Consider the following 15,250-nt stretch of genomic DNA (forward strand, 5'->3'; position numbering starts at 1 on the left):
GGCGGAGCGCTTCGAAGCGGACCCGGTAGTCCTCCAGTGTCGTCCGTGCTGCCATGCGTCCACCGTACTTTCCGACGTGAGAGGTGTCCAGTCACCTGTCGGAAACTCTGATGGTCAAGTCGTACCAAGACCAGCGAGTCCGACCAGTGGCAACCTACCCGTTGGAAACTCGTGTGTGCAAGCGCCCCTGTTCAGGGCGTCCTCTCCCGTTGTGCTCCCCTGTCGCAAACGTGTACGCTCAGCCGCGCCCCAACGATACGGGAGAGTGACGCATGGCTCGGCCACGGAAGCTGCCGATCTCCGACGAGGAGGTTCTCCGTCGGCATGAGGAGGAAGGCCTGTCGCAGCAGGAACTCGCCGACGCGTACAACGTCAGCAGGTCCGCGATCGCATCGGCGATCAAGCAGGCGCGCGACAAAGCGAACTCGAAGTCGGAGGCGACGCTCCCGCCTTTCCCGTGGGTGATCGCCGAAAGGCACCAGCGAAGCTCGTCGATCTACAACATCATGAACGCCTACCGCCGGCACGACGCCGGACTCCCGTGCAAACGGGAAGAGGTGCGGCTCGCCAACGAAGTGCGCAGGATCGCGACCGAACGGGACGCGGTGGTGACGTACGACTACGAGAACGGCTTCTCGTGGACGAGGCGGCTGCCGTCGGATGGTGACGCGATGTTCGTGGTGCGGCCTAACGTGAAGCGTGCCCCCACCCGGTAAAAGAGAAAGGCCCCCGGAGGGGCCTTCTCAGTGCTTCAACCACGCATCCGATGGGATGAGGTGGTCGGGTATGAACTGGAACCTCAGCGGGTCGCTCAGGCCCGTTTGGAGGGCGGCTGGTTTGTGGGTCCGCATCCACCGCTCCAGTGCGTCGGCGGACATTCCCATTCGCTGCGCGGCAGCGGGGACGCCGAGGTTGTGGCGGAGAATCAACCGGACGATCTCCGCCTTCTCGGCCAGGACCAGCTTCCGGTCCACCTTGCGCCCCGACCAGAAACGCTGGACCACCACCCAGTCGTAGTCCGGGTACTTCCGCCGCGGCATTAACTCGACCTCCTCTTGCGCGCCCAGTCGCGCACGCCAGGCCACGGATGGCCGAAATGGAAGTAAGGGGACTTGTCGCACCGGTACGCGTTCATGTGGTCGGACGGGTAGAGGTTCTTCGCGATGGTCCGAGCCTCTTTACGGGAGCCGTATCCCCGTTTGCCGCACGCGCACGTGCAATGCCCGCGGTGGCGAGGCATGACTAGTCCTCGTCGATGTGGCCGAGCTTGCGCAGAAACTTCGTCTGCTTCTTGTTGCCCCATCTCACCGCGAGAGCGAGGGTGATCTCGTCGTACCGGCGCAGGGCCCACTCGTGCGCGCCTCGCCGATTCTCGGCGGCGTCCTTCCAGCCTTCGGCGGTGGCGAGAGCCGTGGCGTTCGCCTCGACCAGCGAGGTGCGCTGACGTTCAGACTCGACCAGCTGGCTGGAGAGTTTGCCGATCTCGTGCCGGTATTCGTTGAGCGTCGTGGTCAGGTCGATGACTTTCGAGAGCAGGTAGTCGCGGTCCGGGTCGATCACTCGCTGGCGGCCAGCCTTTCGTTGAGGGCTTTCATGAGCGGGAGTTCTCGCAACCAGGCGACGGGGTCCCGATACATCTCGTCGAGCTCGGCACCGAACGCTGCCGTGACAACGTCAAATGCATGCGTGTCGGCGCCAGGCATGGAAGTCGTCTTGACCATCGACCACGCGTATCCGTTGATCAGCGCTTGAGCCTTGCGCTCCATGAATCGGATGACGTTGCCGACATAGCGCGGCTCCATGTCTGAGATGTCGTGCTCGGTCCCGTGGACGTCCACCCAGACCTCGTCCTGCTCCAGCAGATCGAAGACGTCCATTACAGCCCGTCTTCCCGCCGCATACGGTCCTGGAACAAGTCCCGCTGGATCTTCTCGATGCTGAACGTCCCGCGCAGCTGGTGGTCCGGCGTGCCCTTGCGGGGCACGGTGCGGCCTTTGCGGGCGTTGTTGCGGCGGCTCATGCGATCACCTCGACGACGATGGCGGACGGGGTGGCGTCCTCGCGAATTCCCGCGATGGTCCTGTTGGTGCACGTCTCGTTGCTCTTGAGCGAATCTCGGATCGCCGCGTCGAGGCTGCGCGCGTACGTGAACAGGCCGGGGCTGGTCTCGAACCAGCGCCAGTCGTTCTTGAGGTCGTGCGCGTAGGCCAGTACCCGCGACTTGCGCCCCTCGCCCTGCTGCTCGCCGAGGATGGCGTTGAGGCAGTCGCGCACCTGGCGCGCGGAGTCCTGCGTCACGGTGACGCAGTGACGCGTGTCGCCTGCCCCAACCTGGCGCTCGAAGCGAACCGTGTTCTCCCGCCTCGGGCGGTAGACGTTGAGCCGGACGCCACCTGCACAGATCGACGCCACGCTCACCGACCTCGGGTCCTCCGCCTCCGTCTCCTCGACGGTGAAGCCGTCCGGCAGGTTGTCCGGCTTCGTGAACGACGTGCCGGTGATGGTGTACGCCTTGCGCTTCACTCGTCCTCCTCGATGTCTTCGGTGGGTTCGCGGATGCCCAGCTGCTTGCGAAGCTGGATGCGTTCATTGACGCTCGTGCCGCCCCAGATGCCGTACCGCTCGTGGTGCAGACCCCAGTCCAGGCACATCAACTGGGCAGGGCATGCGGCGCAGATGCGCTTGCCTTCGCGACCGTTGGTGCCGCCGGTGGCCAGCGGGTAGAAGGCCTCCGGGTCGGTCTCCTTGCACAGACCGTCGTTCTGCCACCTCAGGTGGCGGACGTCGACCAAGTCCGACAGTGGGCCGGCTGTCACGGCCAACTCTCCAATAGTGCTCTCATGTTGGAAACTTTGAGCTTCGGCAAACGGAAAGTCAAGACGCTTCGGGGAAAGAATTTATCCTTCGGCAGCGAATGAGTTGGCTTGCGCGCTCTCGTGCGCGCGACCTACTACCTACTACTAAGGCCAGCCTTCGTGGATCGGCTGGCCCTCTACTACTTCTACTTCCCGAGCCCTTCGGGGGCTCGGAGCTACCGGTTGGGTAGGCCGCCTCTTCGGGGCCGGCGGCCAGTAGTAAGGGGTTGCCTCGCTCGCTTCGCTCGCTCGGAGCGTAACCGCGCGCATGGGCGTATCGGGGTAGGTTTCACGTCGGAGTAGTGGACGAGTGTTCGAGTTTAGGTAGACCTAAGCACTCGTTCGGCGTAGTGACATTCGGGCATTGGCGCCTATAGTCGGTGGTCACTCGCGTCTCGTTTGGACAAGCCGTTGCCGACGCAACCTTCCCGGCCGACACGCTCCGCTATCGGCCCACTGGGCCGTACGGGTGAAGATGTGAGAGTTCAACTACATCCGGTGTAACGGGGAATATCCACCCCCGATACGCCAAGTATGGGGGATATGCTCCCTTCGACCACGGCCACGGGAGGCCCGTATGGACGCCGGAGCGTGCAGGGAACTGACGATTACGTTTGACGTCGAAGGAAACTGGTCGATGCCTTTCGCGATCGATTACTCGCCGGCAGAGAACAGCCTCATCAAGGCTTTGCTCGACGTCATCAGAACCCACCGCAGCGAGCCCTGAGAGGCACGCTGAGCGCCTCAAGTTTCCGACATGAGACATCACTAGGGCAGCTCGGCCAAAGGCCCGACAACCCAAAGGAGGCCGCCGTATGTGGCGGTGAGAATCCATCTGGCGGCGCGTAGCGCCACACGCAAGGCAGTCAAGGCGGCCATCCCCGCCCACCTGCACGACAAGGTCGAGTTCATCCCGACCGCGTTCCGCAAGGAACCCGGCACGGCCGACCTGGTGGTGACCACCAACAACCTGGGGGCTGACGTCGAGCGGTACGCCGCCCGTCACATGGCCATCGTGGTGGTTCTGCCCGAAGGCTGCGAGTACCTCCAGCAGCGCGTGGACAACGCGCTCCAGTCCGGCAGGGACTTGGTGATGCTGGACTTCCGCCTCTACAAGCTGGCGGTGTGACATGACCGCGAACCGAGGCTTCCAGCTTGGACGTGAGGTGCAGGGCTACATGCTTGAGCTTGAGTCCCAGCGGGACTCGCTCAAGTCGGCGAACGAGAAACTCGACCAGCTGCACCAGGACGAGCTTCGCCACCGTCGGCGGCTACAAACCCAGCAGACGCAGTTGCTGGAGGCGCTCCGCGCGAAGTGGGGCAAGGAAAAGCTGAAGAAGTTTCTCATCAAGAACATCACGGAACCGGAGGCCGCCGTGCAGTGAGCGAGTACACCACCAAGGACTCGGGCTCTCGCGCCGAGTTCGCCAACGGCGGGGTGAGGGACAGCCAGGCCGGCAAGGCCCGCTTCGACCTCGTCTGCCCCGTCAACGTCCCGTACCAGGCGCAGATGCTGACCCGCTGGGCAGAGCTGATGGGCCGCGGCGCCGAGAAGTACGCCGACCGCAACTGGGAGCAGTTCTCCGACCAGGCCGCCCTCGACAGGGCGAAGTCGTCGGCCTTCCGTCACTTCATGCAGTGGTTCACGGGAGCGGAGGACACGGTTCCGCACGAGCACAGCGACGGGTGCGAACCGGAGTGCGTCATCGAACTCGATGACGTCACGGAAGATCACGCGGCTGCTGTGTTCTTCAACGTCATGGCGGCCGAGTACGTGGACGGCGTCCTGAAGGGACAGTGGCAGGCGACGGGGCAGCTGGACGTCGTCGAGCGCTACTACGCAGCGCGTGCGGTCCGCGACAACTATGGACTGGTCTGGGTCATCCGCGATCGGCAAGGCGTCACGCCGGACACGTGGTGCATCGACGCCTTGACGGCTGACCAGGTGCTCAAGCAGATGAACGAGGCCGCCGACTCATGACCGGCTTCACCGTTCCGCCGCGGTCCGACCTCCGCTGGCTGGCCGTCGACCTGGACGGCACACTCGCCGAGCCGCTGTGGACGCCCGGCAACCCCACCCACTCCATCGGCGATCCCATCCACGCCAACGTCATCAAGGCGCTTGACGCGCACCTGGCCGGCTACAAGCTGGTGGTGCACACGGCCAGGCCGTGGACGGACTACGAAGCCATCGAGGCGTGGTGCCGGCACTACGACATCCCGCACCGCCGCATCGTGTGCGGCAAGATCCTGGCCGCTGCGTACGTGGACGATCGTGCGATCCACGCTGACGCACCGTCGTGGATGCCGGGGGCTGCCGTGCGGTGAAGGTCGGCTCCCTCTGCTCCGGCTACGGCGGGCTGGATCTCGCTGTGCTCAACGTCTTCGGTGGCGAACTCGCCTGGTGGTCCGATGTGGAGCCCGGCCCCGTCAAGGTGATGACACACCACCACCCGCAGGCGCCGAACCTCGGCGACCTCAAGCTGGTCGACTGGTCGGCTGTCGAGCCGGTCGGCATCCTCACGGCCGGCTACCCGTGCCAGCCCTTCAGCAACGCAGGGAAGCGCCTTGGAACAGAAGACCCCCGCCACCTCTGGCCTTGGATCGCTCGAGCCGTTGGCGTACTTCGACCCCGCATCATCGTCTTGGAGAACGTCGCCGCCCACCTCCGGCGAGGGTTCGACGTTGTCAGCGCGGACCTTGCCGCGCTCGGGTATGACGCGGCGTGGACTCTTGTTCGCGCTTCCGACGTCGGCGCAGCGCACCGCCGCGAGCGACTGTTCATCGTCGCGGTCGCCCACGCCGACGGCCGGGGACTGGAAGGGCAGGAACCAGCGGAACGACTCGTCGTGTCTGCCGGGAGCGGTGGCGATGCTGCTTCCGACGCCCAGGGCGTCGGACGGCGAGAAGGGCGGCCCGAACCAGCGGGGCTCGTCAGGCGACCCGATGCTTCCGGCCGTGGTGAACCGTCTCCTACCCACTCCCCACGCGAACATGACGACCGGACCCGGCCAGCAGGGCAGGGCGGGGGGGGCTGAACATCCAGACGGCGGTTGCGAAGTTGACTGGCTGGAGTTCGAGCCTGCTATCCGACGGTGGGAGTCCGTGCTCGGACGTCACGCGCCAGAGCCCAGTGTCAGGGGTCCGCGGGGTGGAGTGAAGGTCTCGCCCCACTTTGGCGAGTGGCTGATGGGCCTGCCAGAGGGGCACATCACGGACGTGGACAGGTTGTCCATCAACGAGATGTTGAAGCTGGTCGGCAACGGCGTGGTGCCGCAGCAGGCGGAGTACGCCGTTCGCGAACTGTTGACCCACCTGGAGGCCGCTGTGCTGTGAGGATGCTCAAGCCTGGCGATCCGGTGTTGCCGGACCGCTTCTGGCGGAAGGTTTCGGTCAACTCCGAGACTGGATGCTGGGAGTGGATAGCCGCGTTGCGTAGCAACGGCTACGGCGCCTACTTCGCAGGGCCCGATGATCGGAACGCACTTGCGCATCGAGTCGCATACCGAACGCTGGTTGAAGCGATTCCCCCAGGGCTCGACCTCGATCACCTATGTCGCGTACGCAGGTGCGTCAATCCTGCCCACCTGGAGCCTGTGACTCGCCGCACGAACCTGCTGCGAGGGGAGACGGTGGTCGCCGCCAGGGCCGCGCAGACCCACTGCGTAAACGGCCACGAGTTCGACGCCGCCAACACGTACATCCGTTCTGCTGGCACTCGCGATTGTCGTGCGTGTCACCGCAACCGAGAGAGGAGGCGTGCGCATGTCAAGCGGCAGGCGATGGTCACATTCGGCGTTTGAAGACTATGCCAACTGTGGCGAGAAGTTTCGATTGCGTCGCATCGTGAAGGTGCCGCAGCTGCCGAACATGGCGGCCGTGGCAGGCAAGGCGTTCCACTCCTGGACCGAGGAGTACGACACACAGGAGTTGCAGTCCCAGAAGACGCAGCTCACTTTCGAGTGGCCCGACTTCCTCGCTGTTGCAGTCGAGGAGGAGGAAGAGTCCTCCGGAGTCGAGCGGGACCGCTTCACCACGTTCGGCCGGCGCACCAAGGAGCGTCCCAACAAGGAGGACTTCGCTGTGTGGCGGGACGACATCGGTCCCGACCTGGTGGAGAAGTACGTGGCGTGGGCGGGAAATCACGACCTGACGATCGCCCAAGACCTACCCCAGGACGCCAACGGCAAGACGTATGGTGTGGAGTACGAGCTCAGCTTCCGGATTGGACAGACGCCGGAGCTCGGTTACGCGGACCGCATCTTCTATGATGTTGACGGCAACCTTGGTGTTGTCGACATCAAGACGGGGCGCAAGCGGAAGACCACCCAGCTCCCCCTCTACCTGATCGCCCTTCAGCAGAAGGGCATTCCCGCCGTGTGGTGCGCCTACTACCAGGCGCGCGACGGCAAGATGACCGAGCCGTGGTTCCCGGACTGGGACGAGCACCGCATGTCGTACCTGCACGAGCAGGCGGCAGCGATGCAGGCTCTCGGCTTCTACCTCCCCAACCCCGGTGACGAGTGCGGTTGGTGCTCGGTCCGGGATCACTGTCAGTTCGCTCTCTAGCAACGGAGGCTGCCCTTTCGTGGCGCAGAAGATCACCGCACGAATCCCCACCGTGACCTACGGGTACCTCGAGGTCGAGGCCGACAGCCAGGCCGAGTTCGAGGAGGTGTACGCCTACGCGGAGGAGCGCGCGGCGCTCATCGTCAACCCCGACGGCAAGGGCCTGGCCAACCTGGCGGCCGGTGGCATCCAGACCCACCCGGCCAACACCCCGTCCGGCCCGCCCCCGTGGGCGGCGTCGACCAACGACGAGGCGCAGCAGTTCATCCCGCCGCCCGGCCCGGCACAGCAGCCCCCGCAGGGCTGGCAGCCGTCGGTCCCGCAGCAGGCCGCGCCCGCGCACGCCCCCCAGTGCCAGCACGGCGCACGGGTGTACCGGCAGGACAAGAAGGCCACTCCGCCGGCGTGGACGGCGTGGTTCTGCCCGACGCCGAAGGGCACGCCCGGTCAGTGCGAGCCCATCTTCAACCGCTGACCGATGCAGTCCCTGCTTCAGGCCTCGCGTCAGCGCGGTGACAGCGGGCGCTTGCTCCCCCCGGTGTGGAAGTCCTTCGCTGAGAAGAAGATCCGGTTCCGCCGCGGTCAGCTCTACCTGATCGTGGCGGCGCCGGGGGTGGGCAAGTCGGTGCTAGCCCAGACGTACGCGCTGCACTCCCGTGCCCGATCGCTGTATCTGACGATGGACGCCGACAAGCACACCACGTGTGTCCGCATCGTGCAGGCCGCCTACCTCATCACGCAGGAGGCGGCGGAGGAAGGCATCGAACAGGGGGCTGAGTGGGCCGCTGAGGCCCTCAAGTCGGTGCCGTGGTTGAAGTACGCCTTCCCCTCCGGTCCGGACGTGCACGAGATCGTCGAGCACGTGTGGGCGTACGCCGAAGTGCAGGGCGACTGGCCCGACATCATCTGGGTGGACAACCTCGACAACGTCGACTGTGACGAAGGCGAGAACGGCCGCAAGACGGTGATGTCCGACTTGCAGAAGCTGGCCCACAAGACCGGGTCGGCTGTCGTGGTTCTCCACCACGCCGAAGGCAAGTACGACGACGGTCACGAAACCATTCCCCAGTCAGGGATTCTCGGCAAGGTCGCGAAGACGCCGAGCATGGTGCTCACCGGCTGCCTGGGCGGTTTCCCCGGCCAGATGTTCTGGTCGGTCGTCAAGAACCGTTTCGGTCCAGCAGATCCGTCCGGCCGCGGTGTTCGCGCCGAGCTGTGGTCGGACCTCCAGTACATGCAGATCACAGACAAGTCAGACGTGTGAGAGGAGGCGAGCGATGAGCGAACGGCGTGTCGACGAAGAGACCGAAGCCGGTCTCGATGGGCTCGCAGAGTTGCTGTACGAGTGCGGCGTCCCGCCGCAGCGGGCGGAGCGCATCGCCCGTGACCTCTACCGCCGCTCGAACCTTGAGTTCGGAGAGGACGAGAACTGATGGGCGTCTTCGGTGTTGACGTCTCCAACCACCAACCAACCTTCGACTTCGCCGCGGCGAAGCGGAACGGCTTCGAGTTCGCCTTCCTCAAGGCGACCGAGGGGTCCGGCTTCAAGGACGCCTACTTCGCGCGGCACCTGCGCGAGGCGCGGGCGAACGGCATGCTGGTTGCCGCCTACCACTACCAGCGCACCAACCCGGTCGCTGACCAGGTGGCCAACATCAAGTCGATGGTGAGCACCGACGTGCCGATCATCATCGACGTCGAGCACGGTTCGGCCGGCGTGGACATCACCCGTGCGTTGGTCGACGCGCTGAGGCGCGCGGGCTACACCGTGCCGCTCACCTACCTGCCCCGCTGGTACTGGACCAGCATCGGGTCGCCGTCGCTGGCGGGCTTGCCCGCCCTGTGGGCGTCCTGGTACCCGGACTACCAGATCCGGTCGAAGGAGGCGGGCATCTCGCTGGTCCCGCCGAACGCCTGGTCCAACTACGGCGGGCTCAACGTAGCGATGATGCAGTTCACATCCTCGCCGTACGACCAGAACTTCTTCCGTGGCACGAGACAAGAACTCGCCGAGCTGCTCGGCGGAAATGGAGTGGACGACATGGGCTGGACCGATCCGATCAAGCTGACCGCCGAGGAGCGCATCGACGCGGACGGTCAGGGGGAGGTGACGTTCATCGCGGGCACGTGGCTGAAGTTCGCCTCGCTGTACGCCGGCATCGCCAAGACCGCTGCCGAGGAGGCGGTGAAGGTGGGTAAGGAGAACGCGGCCAAGCTCGCCGAGCTCGAGGCCAAGGTGGACCGGATCTCGGTGGGCGGCGTCGACTCCGACGCGCTCGCTGACAAGGTGGCGGACCGTCTCGCCGAGAGGATGGCCAACTGATGAAGCAGCTCTTCTCCTCTGAGTCCCGCAAGGCCTGGGTCGCGGCCGGCCTGACGGCCGTGTCGGCGGCTGTGCCGCTGTTCTCCGACGGCGTGGTCGACGGTGCCGACATCGGTCTCGTCGTCGGCGCGTTCCTCGCCGGGCTGGGCGTCACGTTCCGCGTGCCCAACAAGGTGGCTCCCGCCGAGTGAGCAAGCCCCTCAGGGTTTGCAAGGACTGCAAGACGGAGGGGGTCGGGTCCATCCGCCCGGCCCCCCACCCGGGGCCGCGGTGCGCCACCCACCACCGCGCGGTCCGTACCGCCCGCAGAGCGGCCGGCAAGACAGCCAGGGTGGAGAAGACCTACGGCATCTCCGCGGCCGTCCAGGACGCGATCAGGGCCAAGCAGGGTGGGGTGTGTGCGATCTGCGGTCCACGCACAGGGCGGTCGGGCAAGTACAAGGCTCTCGCCACCGACCACGATCACGCGTGCTGCGACAAGCCCACCTCGTGCGGGCGGTGTGTCCGCGGGTTCTTGTGCGGGACGTGCAACAAGATCCTGGGCTGGTGGCACGACGACATCGAGACGTTCGAGCGGGCGGCGGAGTACCTGAGGCACCCGCCGGCCAAGGAGGTTCTTCGTGCCGCTGAAGAAGAACTTCACCCGGCCGCAGTTCGACATCGAGAAGGTGCTTGAGCACTACGGGTTCGAGACGCCCCGCCACAGGCGGGCAGGGTGGCAGCCCATCCGCTGCGCCCTCCATGCAGACAAGACGGCGTCGGCGTCGGTGAACTTCAGCATCAACCGCTTCTGTTGCCTGGTCGGCTGTACTGAGATGCGAGGGGAGGATTCCGTTGGTCTCATCCAGCTTGTCGAGGGATGCGACTTTCTCACTGCCGTCGCCGAAGCTGAGAGAATCACTGGGCAGAGCAGTGGAGAGGTACGAAGCGAGCGTCAGTCTCGCCGCGACCTATTTGGAGGGTCGTGGAATCACGGCTGACATCGCCGCTAGGTGGCGGCTGGGTGTAGTAGCCGATCCGTTGCCGGAGCACGAACGTCAGGCCGGGCGGCTGGTGATCCCGTACCTCACGCCGTCGGGCGTGGTGGACATCAAGTTCCGATGTCTTGAGAACCACGACTGCAAGGCGTTGAACCACGCCAAGTACGACAACCTGCCGGGCAGTAGCGCCCGGTTGTACGGCGTCGAGAACTTCGACGTCGACTCGCCCATCATCGCCCTCGTCGAGGGCAACCCTGATACGTGGGTCTGCACCGACATCGTGGGCATCCCCGCGGTTGGCGTGGACGGCGCCAACAAGTGGCGGCCGTGGTGGGGCCACTGCTTCGACGGATACGAGCGGGTGTTCGTCTTCCAGCACGGCGATGACGCCGGCAAGAAGTTGTCCGAGAACGCCAAGGCCAACATCTACAATGCAGAGGTCGTCGTCAAGCCTCTCCCGTCCGGAGAGGACATCAACTCCTTCGTGCTACAGCACGGAGTCGAGGCGTTTCTTCAGCGAGCAGGACTGCTCGAAACCCCAGCGTGAAAGAGGCCGCACTGTGTGACCGAGAAGTTCCTCAACTACGGTATCCACGCCGAAACCCGGCCGGACGGCGAGCTGTTCATCAACGCCCCGGCAGCCACGCTCGGCAGGCTGCCCGCCCTGGAGCTGGTGGACTGGCTGGTGGAGCACGTGGACGTGCCGCCTCCGGTCTCGTACATCAAGGAGCAGGAGGCCTGGGGCACGCCGCCCATCGGGCACGAGCCGCCCGCCCTCAAGAAGGGTGACCGCGTCCAGGTCGTCGGAGGAGAGCACTTCGTCGGCCAGCTGGGGACTGTTCACCCTGCGCCGGGAGTCAACCCGTACTTCTCGGCCACCGAGGTGTTCGTCATGATCGATGGCAAGGACAGCCCGTGGTCGTTCAAGGTCGAACACCTGGCCTCCCTCGACCCGACGGCGCAGATCCTGCACACCAACCTCGACGAGCTGACGCAGCTCGGTCAGCAGCAGAACCCCGGCGGTGACCTGCCGCCGTCCACACAGGACGTGGCGGACGCGGACGGCATGAACGACGACGACTACCGGTCGGGTGAGGTGACCCCGCTGGAGAACGACGCGAAGCAGGAGCCCACCCATCTGGTTCCCCCGCCCGTCAAGGGCCCCGGCTCTGGTGCTGACAACTGGCGGCAGTTCGCCGCCAACGCCACCGACTCGCCGTTGTCCACCTGGGCCAACCTCAAGGCGGCCGACATCCAGGCGACGTTGCGGGAACAGGGCGTCCTCCAGTGAGCGAGTACACCCTCCGTGGCGGGTACGTCGAGGCGATGCAGTTCAGCTTCAGCGACCTTCGCCTCCCGGAGTCCTTCTGCGGGCGCGACTTCGACTCTGACGGCGACCCTGAGACCAACAAGTACGTGTGTGCTGTGCGGTCCATGCCGGGCGGCGCGTGGCGGGAGCTCGAAGACGGGGACTGGATCGTCAGGTTCTCCGACGGCTACCGCATCTACCCCGAGGACGAGTTCAACGTCCTCTTCGAACCGCTCGTCTGAAGGGAGGCCTTGGCCGTGGTTGAGTACGAGCTCAAAGGCAGGATCGTCTACGTGCGCAGGAAGACCGCGGGCAAGGTCATGCGCCGGCTGTCCATCATCGCCAACCGGCTGGAGCGGGACGGCCACACCGTCGAAGCGGTGACTGTGTGGTGCACCCACCACGAGGCCGACCCGTGGGCGGGCACTGTTCTCGTGCAGGAGGCGTGACCGTGGAAGACCCGATCTACAACTCGTGCGCCTTCGAGTGGCCGATCGAAGAAGGCAAGGCGTGCGAGAAGCCCGGCTACACCACGCACTTCTGCTACATCGAGTCGACAGAGCACCACCCCCACTACGGGGTGGCTCGCTCCACACACCGCTGCCTGTGCGGGGAGGTCCACACGTGAAGCGCATCGTCATCTTCCCCGACTGGCAAGTGCCGTTGCACGACGAGCACGTCATCAAGACGGTGGCCAGGTTCGTCTGGGACTACCAGCCCGACGCGCTCGGTCACGTCGGCGACGCCACTGACTCGACCGAGATCGGACGCTGGACCCGTGGCTTGCGTGGTGAGTTCACGGGCGGGCTGGAGGGTGGCTTCGCGAAGACGCGCGAGCTGTTCTCCTACATCCGCCGCGGGTTCGACGGTCCGTTCCATCTGATGCGGTCCAACCACGAGGACCGGCTGGAGAACGCCATCGAGTCGAGGCTGCCGGGCCTGGCCGGCATCACGGTGGGCGGCAAGCTGCTCAACATCCAGAACGCGTTGCAGCTCGACGACCTCGGCATCACGTGGCACGAGCAGCCGTACGAGATCGCACCGGGCGTGATGCTCCAGCACGGTGACGAGGGCGGGCTGTCGCAGATCCCCGGCAACACGGCGTTGCAGCTGGCGGTGGGGGTGAAAGGTCAGCGCAAGTCTGTCGTGTGTGGACACACGCACCGGGCGGGGCTGGCGTACCTCAACGGCATGGGCGACGACTCCATCTTCGGGATGGAGGTCGGTCACATGATGGACATCCGCGGGGCCGAGTACCTGGGCAAGGCGCGCGCCAACAACTGGGGCACGGCGTTCGGGATTCTGCGGGTGCACGAGGGCAACAAGAAGAAGGTCAGGGTCTACCCGGAGCTGGTGCCGGTCGAACTGGACGGCAGCTTCGTGGTGGAGGGACAGAGATACGGAGGTGGCAAGTGACGAAGCCGGTCGAGCCGAAGGCTCGCAAGCACAGCCTGAAGGACAGGGTCGAGGGCATTCTCCCGGTCGACCGTTCGGACGGTGGCGGGGTGCTCAACGTGGACGACCTGGAGGCGTTCCTCAAGGACGCCAAGAAGGAAGGCGTCTCCGAGATCTACCTCAACTTCGACCAGCTGGGGCGCTACCCGGTCGGCCTGGTGTTCTTCAAGGAGGCCGCCCGTCAGTGAGGACGCTCATCAACGCCATCACGTACGGCTCGGAGCACGTCAAGGCTGTCGACCTGGCCGCCGGTCTGGGGTTGGCGGCGCTGGCCACCGCCGACGTGCCGGGGTTCCTGTCGTGGTGCGCCGGCATCGGCGCCGTGTTCCTGCTGGGGCGGGAGTTGCTGCACCACTACGCCTTCACGAAGGCGTGGATGCGGGCCGCTGAGTACAGCGAGCAGCAGCTTCAGGTCAACGTCGACAACTGGTCGGACGACGAGAAGAAGCGCAACCTCCCGCCGCTCACCGAGCAGGACGTGGACGAGGCGGTTCGCAGGTTGAACGGTGACGAGGCCGCAGGCTCGTGAGCCTGACCCGCTGGGCACTGAAGCAGGTGCACGAGGAGCGTGCTCGTCAGGACGCACGCTGGGGTGAGCAGAACCACCCGTACCGCTCGCCGCTCACGGGCCTGGACTGGTGCCGCGACTCGGTGGAGTACTGGCAAGCAGCCAACGCTGTCCGCGTCGAGATCGGGCAGCTCGCCTGGGACGGCATCCTCCTCGAAGAGGTGTTCGAGGCGCTGGCCGAGCAGGACAGCGACCGCCGCATCGAGGAGCTGACCCAGGTGGCAGCGGTGGCGGTCGCCATGATCGAGGCGATCAAGCGGGGAGGCACGACGTGACCGACCGTCGCCGGGACTACGGCCCGAAGGGTTGCCTCGAACCGTCGCTGACGCTGCTGCTGGGTGTCGCCTGGGTGGCAGCAGTCGCCGTCCTGTCCCGCCCGCTGGGCGGCAGGATCAAGCTCAAGACCAGACGCTGACCACAGAGCGAAGCCCCTCCCCGGACCAGCGGAAGGAGGGGCTTTCTCATGCCCCGAGCTGGCACTCAGGGCCGTCTCTGTCGCCGCTGGTCCACCTTCCTGCCCACCCACAGGGGCAGGGCACACACGACGAGGGCGAGCACCAGCACGACGGGCTGCACCTGGTTGCCGGGGTCGACGTAGGCCAGCACCACACCCAGCAGGAGGAAGGCGCTGACTATGGCGCCGATCACAGTTCCCATGACGGGCATGCTATCCGTGGAGTGGGCAGTTCGGGTCCGGAACACGGTTGCCCTCCTCGTCGATGGTGCAACCGCAGCCGCCAGGTTCGGGTGTACGTGGTGGCGGCTGGCGGGTACGACCCCAGTCCCTCACGACGCCACGACCCGGGGCCGGATGTGCGCGGGCGAGGGACGCATGAACGCCTGATCGCAGTCGCACGCGCAGGTCACGGTCTCCCGGATCTCGCGCCCCATGTAGTTCCACAAGCGTGCCATCGGCAGGCCACATGGGGTGGGCGTGCCAGCGCACTTGATCTCTCGGATCAGCACAGCTGTCGGATGCATGGACAAAGCGTAAGGGTGGATATCCACCTTGAGCTAGCCCTCCGATCGGGTGCATATCCACCTTAGGTGCAGCTCATTACGATCTAGATGAGTAAGTCCTAAGCATGGGCGGTGTCTGGAGACAGACGAAGGGTGTTCAAGATCAGTTTGTGAGGACCGACCTGAACACCCTTCTGACCGCACTCTACGTCAAGATCGATGACCACCTGG

At 65.5% G+C, this 15,250-nt stretch carries 34 protein-coding genes; 26 read left to right on the top strand and 8 right to left on the bottom strand.

The window, feature by feature from the left end; all coding sequences use genetic code 11:
* The first annotated feature begins 272 nt into the window (after positions 1–272).
* Entirely contained in the window at positions 273–716 is a 444-nt protein-coding gene (locus tag QSK25_RS44930) for a sigma factor-like helix-turn-helix DNA-binding protein (protein ID WP_285647802.1), read from the top strand.
* Between the two features lie 27 nt (positions 717–743).
* Here the strand turns inward: QSK25_RS44930 and QSK25_RS44935 are convergent, their stop codons facing one another.
* From QSK25_RS44935 to QSK25_RS44960, 6 genes are all read right to left on the bottom strand, one after another.
* Positions 744–1,040 (bottom strand): helix-turn-helix domain-containing protein, encoded by a 297-nt coding sequence (locus tag QSK25_RS44935; protein ID WP_285647803.1) that lies wholly within the window; start codon positions 1,038–1,040, stop codon positions 744–746.
* Between the two features lie 202 nt (positions 1,041–1,242).
* Positions 1,243–1,560: a hypothetical protein gene (locus tag QSK25_RS44940; RefSeq protein WP_285647805.1), complete on the bottom strand. Its 318-nt coding sequence runs from the start codon at positions 1,558–1,560 to the stop codon at positions 1,243–1,245.
* A complete protein-coding gene (locus QSK25_RS44945) occupies positions 1,557–1,877 on the bottom strand; it encodes a hypothetical protein (RefSeq protein WP_285647806.1) in 321 nt (106 codons plus the stop codon). The genes QSK25_RS44940 and QSK25_RS44945 overlap by 4 nt, the downstream gene beginning before the upstream one ends.
* Positions 1,877–2,020 carry a hypothetical protein gene (locus QSK25_RS44950; RefSeq protein WP_285647807.1) on the bottom strand — a complete coding sequence of 48 codons (144 nt, stop codon included), beginning with the start codon at positions 2,018–2,020 and terminating at the stop codon, positions 1,877–1,879. Before QSK25_RS44950 ends, QSK25_RS44945 begins: the two co-directional genes overlap by 1 nt.
* Complete coding sequence (locus QSK25_RS44955; RefSeq protein ID WP_285647808.1) at positions 2,017–2,523, bottom strand: hypothetical protein; 507 nt, start codon at positions 2,521–2,523, stop codon at positions 2,017–2,019. The genes QSK25_RS44950 and QSK25_RS44955 overlap by 4 nt, the downstream gene beginning before the upstream one ends.
* Positions 2,520–2,816, bottom strand: a complete 297-nt coding sequence (locus QSK25_RS44960) for a WhiB family transcriptional regulator (RefSeq protein ID WP_285647810.1) — start codon at positions 2,814–2,816, stop codon at positions 2,520–2,522. The genes QSK25_RS44955 and QSK25_RS44960 overlap by 4 nt, the downstream gene beginning before the upstream one ends.
* A gap of 616 nt (positions 2,817–3,432) precedes the next feature.
* Here QSK25_RS44960 and QSK25_RS44965 point away from each other — a divergent pair.
* The 25 genes from QSK25_RS44965 to QSK25_RS45080 all read left to right on the top strand — a co-directional run bounded on the left by QSK25_RS44965 (position 3,433) and on the right by QSK25_RS45080 (position 14,474).
* Positions 3,433–3,582 (top strand): hypothetical protein, encoded by a 150-nt coding sequence (locus QSK25_RS44965; protein WP_285647812.1) that lies wholly within the window; start codon positions 3,433–3,435, stop codon positions 3,580–3,582.
* A 90-nt stretch (positions 3,583–3,672) separates the two neighbouring features.
* On the top strand, positions 3,673–3,984 hold the full coding sequence (locus QSK25_RS44970; RefSeq protein WP_285647815.1) for a hypothetical protein: 312 nt from the start codon (positions 3,673–3,675) through the stop codon (positions 3,982–3,984).
* 1 nt (position 3,985) lies between these two features.
* A complete protein-coding gene (locus tag QSK25_RS44975; RefSeq protein ID WP_285647817.1) occupies positions 3,986–4,240 on the top strand; it encodes a hypothetical protein in 255 nt (84 codons plus the stop codon).
* Positions 4,237–4,836 carry a dATP/dGTP diphosphohydrolase domain-containing protein gene (locus QSK25_RS44980; RefSeq protein ID WP_285647819.1) on the top strand — a complete coding sequence of 200 codons (600 nt, stop codon included), beginning with the start codon at positions 4,237–4,239 and terminating at the stop codon, positions 4,834–4,836. The genes QSK25_RS44975 and QSK25_RS44980 overlap by 4 nt, the downstream gene beginning before the upstream one ends.
* Positions 4,833–5,183 carry a Cof-type HAD-IIB family hydrolase gene (locus tag QSK25_RS44985; RefSeq protein WP_285647822.1) on the top strand — a complete coding sequence of 117 codons (351 nt, stop codon included), beginning with the start codon at positions 4,833–4,835 and terminating at the stop codon, positions 5,181–5,183. The genes QSK25_RS44980 and QSK25_RS44985 overlap by 4 nt, the downstream gene beginning before the upstream one ends.
* Complete coding sequence (locus tag QSK25_RS44990; RefSeq protein WP_285647824.1) at positions 5,180–5,893, top strand: DNA cytosine methyltransferase; 714 nt, start codon at positions 5,180–5,182, stop codon at positions 5,891–5,893. The genes QSK25_RS44985 and QSK25_RS44990 overlap by 4 nt, the downstream gene beginning before the upstream one ends.
* A 151-nt stretch (positions 5,894–6,044) precedes the next feature.
* On the top strand, positions 6,045–6,191 hold the full coding sequence (locus QSK25_RS44995; protein ID WP_285647825.1) for a hypothetical protein: 147 nt from the start codon (positions 6,045–6,047) through the stop codon (positions 6,189–6,191).
* A gap of 2 nt (positions 6,192–6,193) precedes the next feature.
* On the top strand, positions 6,194–6,658 hold the full coding sequence (locus tag QSK25_RS45545) for an HNH endonuclease signature motif containing protein (protein WP_352237126.1): 465 nt from the start codon (positions 6,194–6,196) through the stop codon (positions 6,656–6,658).
* Positions 6,621–7,424, top strand: a complete 804-nt coding sequence (locus tag QSK25_RS45000; RefSeq protein WP_285647826.1) for a RecB family exonuclease — start codon at positions 6,621–6,623, stop codon at positions 7,422–7,424. The genes QSK25_RS45545 and QSK25_RS45000 overlap by 38 nt, the downstream gene beginning before the upstream one ends.
* Before the next feature lie 19 nt (positions 7,425–7,443).
* Complete coding sequence (locus QSK25_RS45005; RefSeq protein ID WP_285647827.1) at positions 7,444–7,899, top strand: hypothetical protein; 456 nt, start codon at positions 7,444–7,446, stop codon at positions 7,897–7,899.
* Between the two features lie 63 nt (positions 7,900–7,962).
* On the top strand, positions 7,963–8,688 hold the full coding sequence (locus tag QSK25_RS45010; RefSeq protein WP_285647829.1) for an AAA family ATPase: 726 nt from the start codon (positions 7,963–7,965) through the stop codon (positions 8,686–8,688).
* 13 nt (positions 8,689–8,701) lie between these two features.
* A complete protein-coding gene (locus QSK25_RS45015) occupies positions 8,702–8,857 on the top strand; it encodes a hypothetical protein (protein ID WP_285647831.1) in 156 nt (51 codons plus the stop codon).
* On the top strand, positions 8,857–9,747 hold the full coding sequence (locus tag QSK25_RS45020) for a GH25 family lysozyme (RefSeq protein WP_285647832.1): 891 nt from the start codon (positions 8,857–8,859) through the stop codon (positions 9,745–9,747). Before QSK25_RS45015 ends, QSK25_RS45020 begins: the two co-directional genes overlap by 1 nt.
* Positions 9,747–9,938, top strand: a complete 192-nt coding sequence (locus QSK25_RS45025; protein WP_285647833.1) for a hypothetical protein — start codon at positions 9,747–9,749, stop codon at positions 9,936–9,938. The genes QSK25_RS45020 and QSK25_RS45025 overlap by 1 nt, the downstream gene beginning before the upstream one ends.
* A complete protein-coding gene (locus tag QSK25_RS45030) occupies positions 9,935–10,423 on the top strand; it encodes an endonuclease VII domain-containing protein (RefSeq protein ID WP_285647834.1) in 489 nt (162 codons plus the stop codon). Before QSK25_RS45025 ends, QSK25_RS45030 begins: the two co-directional genes overlap by 4 nt.
* 158 nt (positions 10,424–10,581) lie before the next feature.
* On the top strand, positions 10,582–11,274 hold the full coding sequence (locus QSK25_RS45035; RefSeq protein WP_285647836.1) for a hypothetical protein: 693 nt from the start codon (positions 10,582–10,584) through the stop codon (positions 11,272–11,274).
* A gap of 15 nt (positions 11,275–11,289) precedes the next feature.
* On the top strand, positions 11,290–12,018 hold the full coding sequence (locus QSK25_RS45040; protein ID WP_285647838.1) for a hypothetical protein: 729 nt from the start codon (positions 11,290–11,292) through the stop codon (positions 12,016–12,018).
* Positions 12,015–12,278 carry a hypothetical protein gene (locus tag QSK25_RS45045; RefSeq protein ID WP_285647839.1) on the top strand — a complete coding sequence of 88 codons (264 nt, stop codon included), beginning with the start codon at positions 12,015–12,017 and terminating at the stop codon, positions 12,276–12,278. The genes QSK25_RS45040 and QSK25_RS45045 overlap by 4 nt, the downstream gene beginning before the upstream one ends.
* A 15-nt stretch (positions 12,279–12,293) precedes the next feature.
* Positions 12,294–12,485 (top strand): hypothetical protein, encoded by a 192-nt coding sequence (locus QSK25_RS45050; RefSeq protein ID WP_285647840.1) that lies wholly within the window; start codon positions 12,294–12,296, stop codon positions 12,483–12,485.
* Positions 12,482–12,664, top strand: coding sequence for a hypothetical protein (locus QSK25_RS45055; protein ID WP_285647841.1), 183 nt, complete (start codon positions 12,482–12,484; stop codon positions 12,662–12,664). Before QSK25_RS45050 ends, QSK25_RS45055 begins: the two co-directional genes overlap by 4 nt.
* A complete protein-coding gene (locus QSK25_RS45060) occupies positions 12,661–13,452 on the top strand; it encodes a hypothetical protein (RefSeq protein WP_285647842.1) in 792 nt (263 codons plus the stop codon). Before QSK25_RS45055 ends, QSK25_RS45060 begins: the two co-directional genes overlap by 4 nt.
* Entirely contained in the window at positions 13,449–13,679 is a 231-nt protein-coding gene (locus tag QSK25_RS45065; protein ID WP_285647843.1) for a hypothetical protein, read from the top strand. The genes QSK25_RS45060 and QSK25_RS45065 overlap by 4 nt, the downstream gene beginning before the upstream one ends.
* Complete coding sequence (locus QSK25_RS45070; RefSeq protein WP_285647844.1) at positions 13,676–14,020, top strand: hypothetical protein; 345 nt, start codon at positions 13,676–13,678, stop codon at positions 14,018–14,020. Before QSK25_RS45065 ends, QSK25_RS45070 begins: the two co-directional genes overlap by 4 nt.
* On the top strand, positions 14,017–14,334 hold the full coding sequence (locus QSK25_RS45075; protein ID WP_285647845.1) for a hypothetical protein: 318 nt from the start codon (positions 14,017–14,019) through the stop codon (positions 14,332–14,334). Before QSK25_RS45070 ends, QSK25_RS45075 begins: the two co-directional genes overlap by 4 nt.
* Positions 14,331–14,474 (top strand): hypothetical protein, encoded by a 144-nt coding sequence (locus QSK25_RS45080; RefSeq protein WP_285647846.1) that lies wholly within the window; start codon positions 14,331–14,333, stop codon positions 14,472–14,474. Before QSK25_RS45075 ends, QSK25_RS45080 begins: the two co-directional genes overlap by 4 nt.
* 65 nt (positions 14,475–14,539) lie before the next feature.
* Here QSK25_RS45080 and QSK25_RS45085 read toward each other — a convergent pair whose 3' ends face one another.
* Together QSK25_RS45085 and QSK25_RS45090 are read right to left on the bottom strand one after the other, a co-directional pair.
* Complete coding sequence (locus QSK25_RS45085) at positions 14,540–14,716, bottom strand: hypothetical protein (protein WP_285647847.1); 177 nt, start codon at positions 14,714–14,716, stop codon at positions 14,540–14,542.
* Positions 14,717–14,845: 129 nt separating this feature from the next.
* Positions 14,846–14,971, bottom strand: coding sequence for a hypothetical protein (locus tag QSK25_RS45090; protein WP_285647848.1), 126 nt, complete (start codon positions 14,969–14,971; stop codon positions 14,846–14,848).
* Positions 14,972–15,250 lie beyond the last annotated feature (279 nt).

Origin of the sequence: Lentzea sp. NBRC 102530, from assembly GCF_030269365.1 — a bacterium.
GTDB lineage: Bacteria > Actinomycetota > Actinomycetes > Mycobacteriales > Pseudonocardiaceae > Lentzea.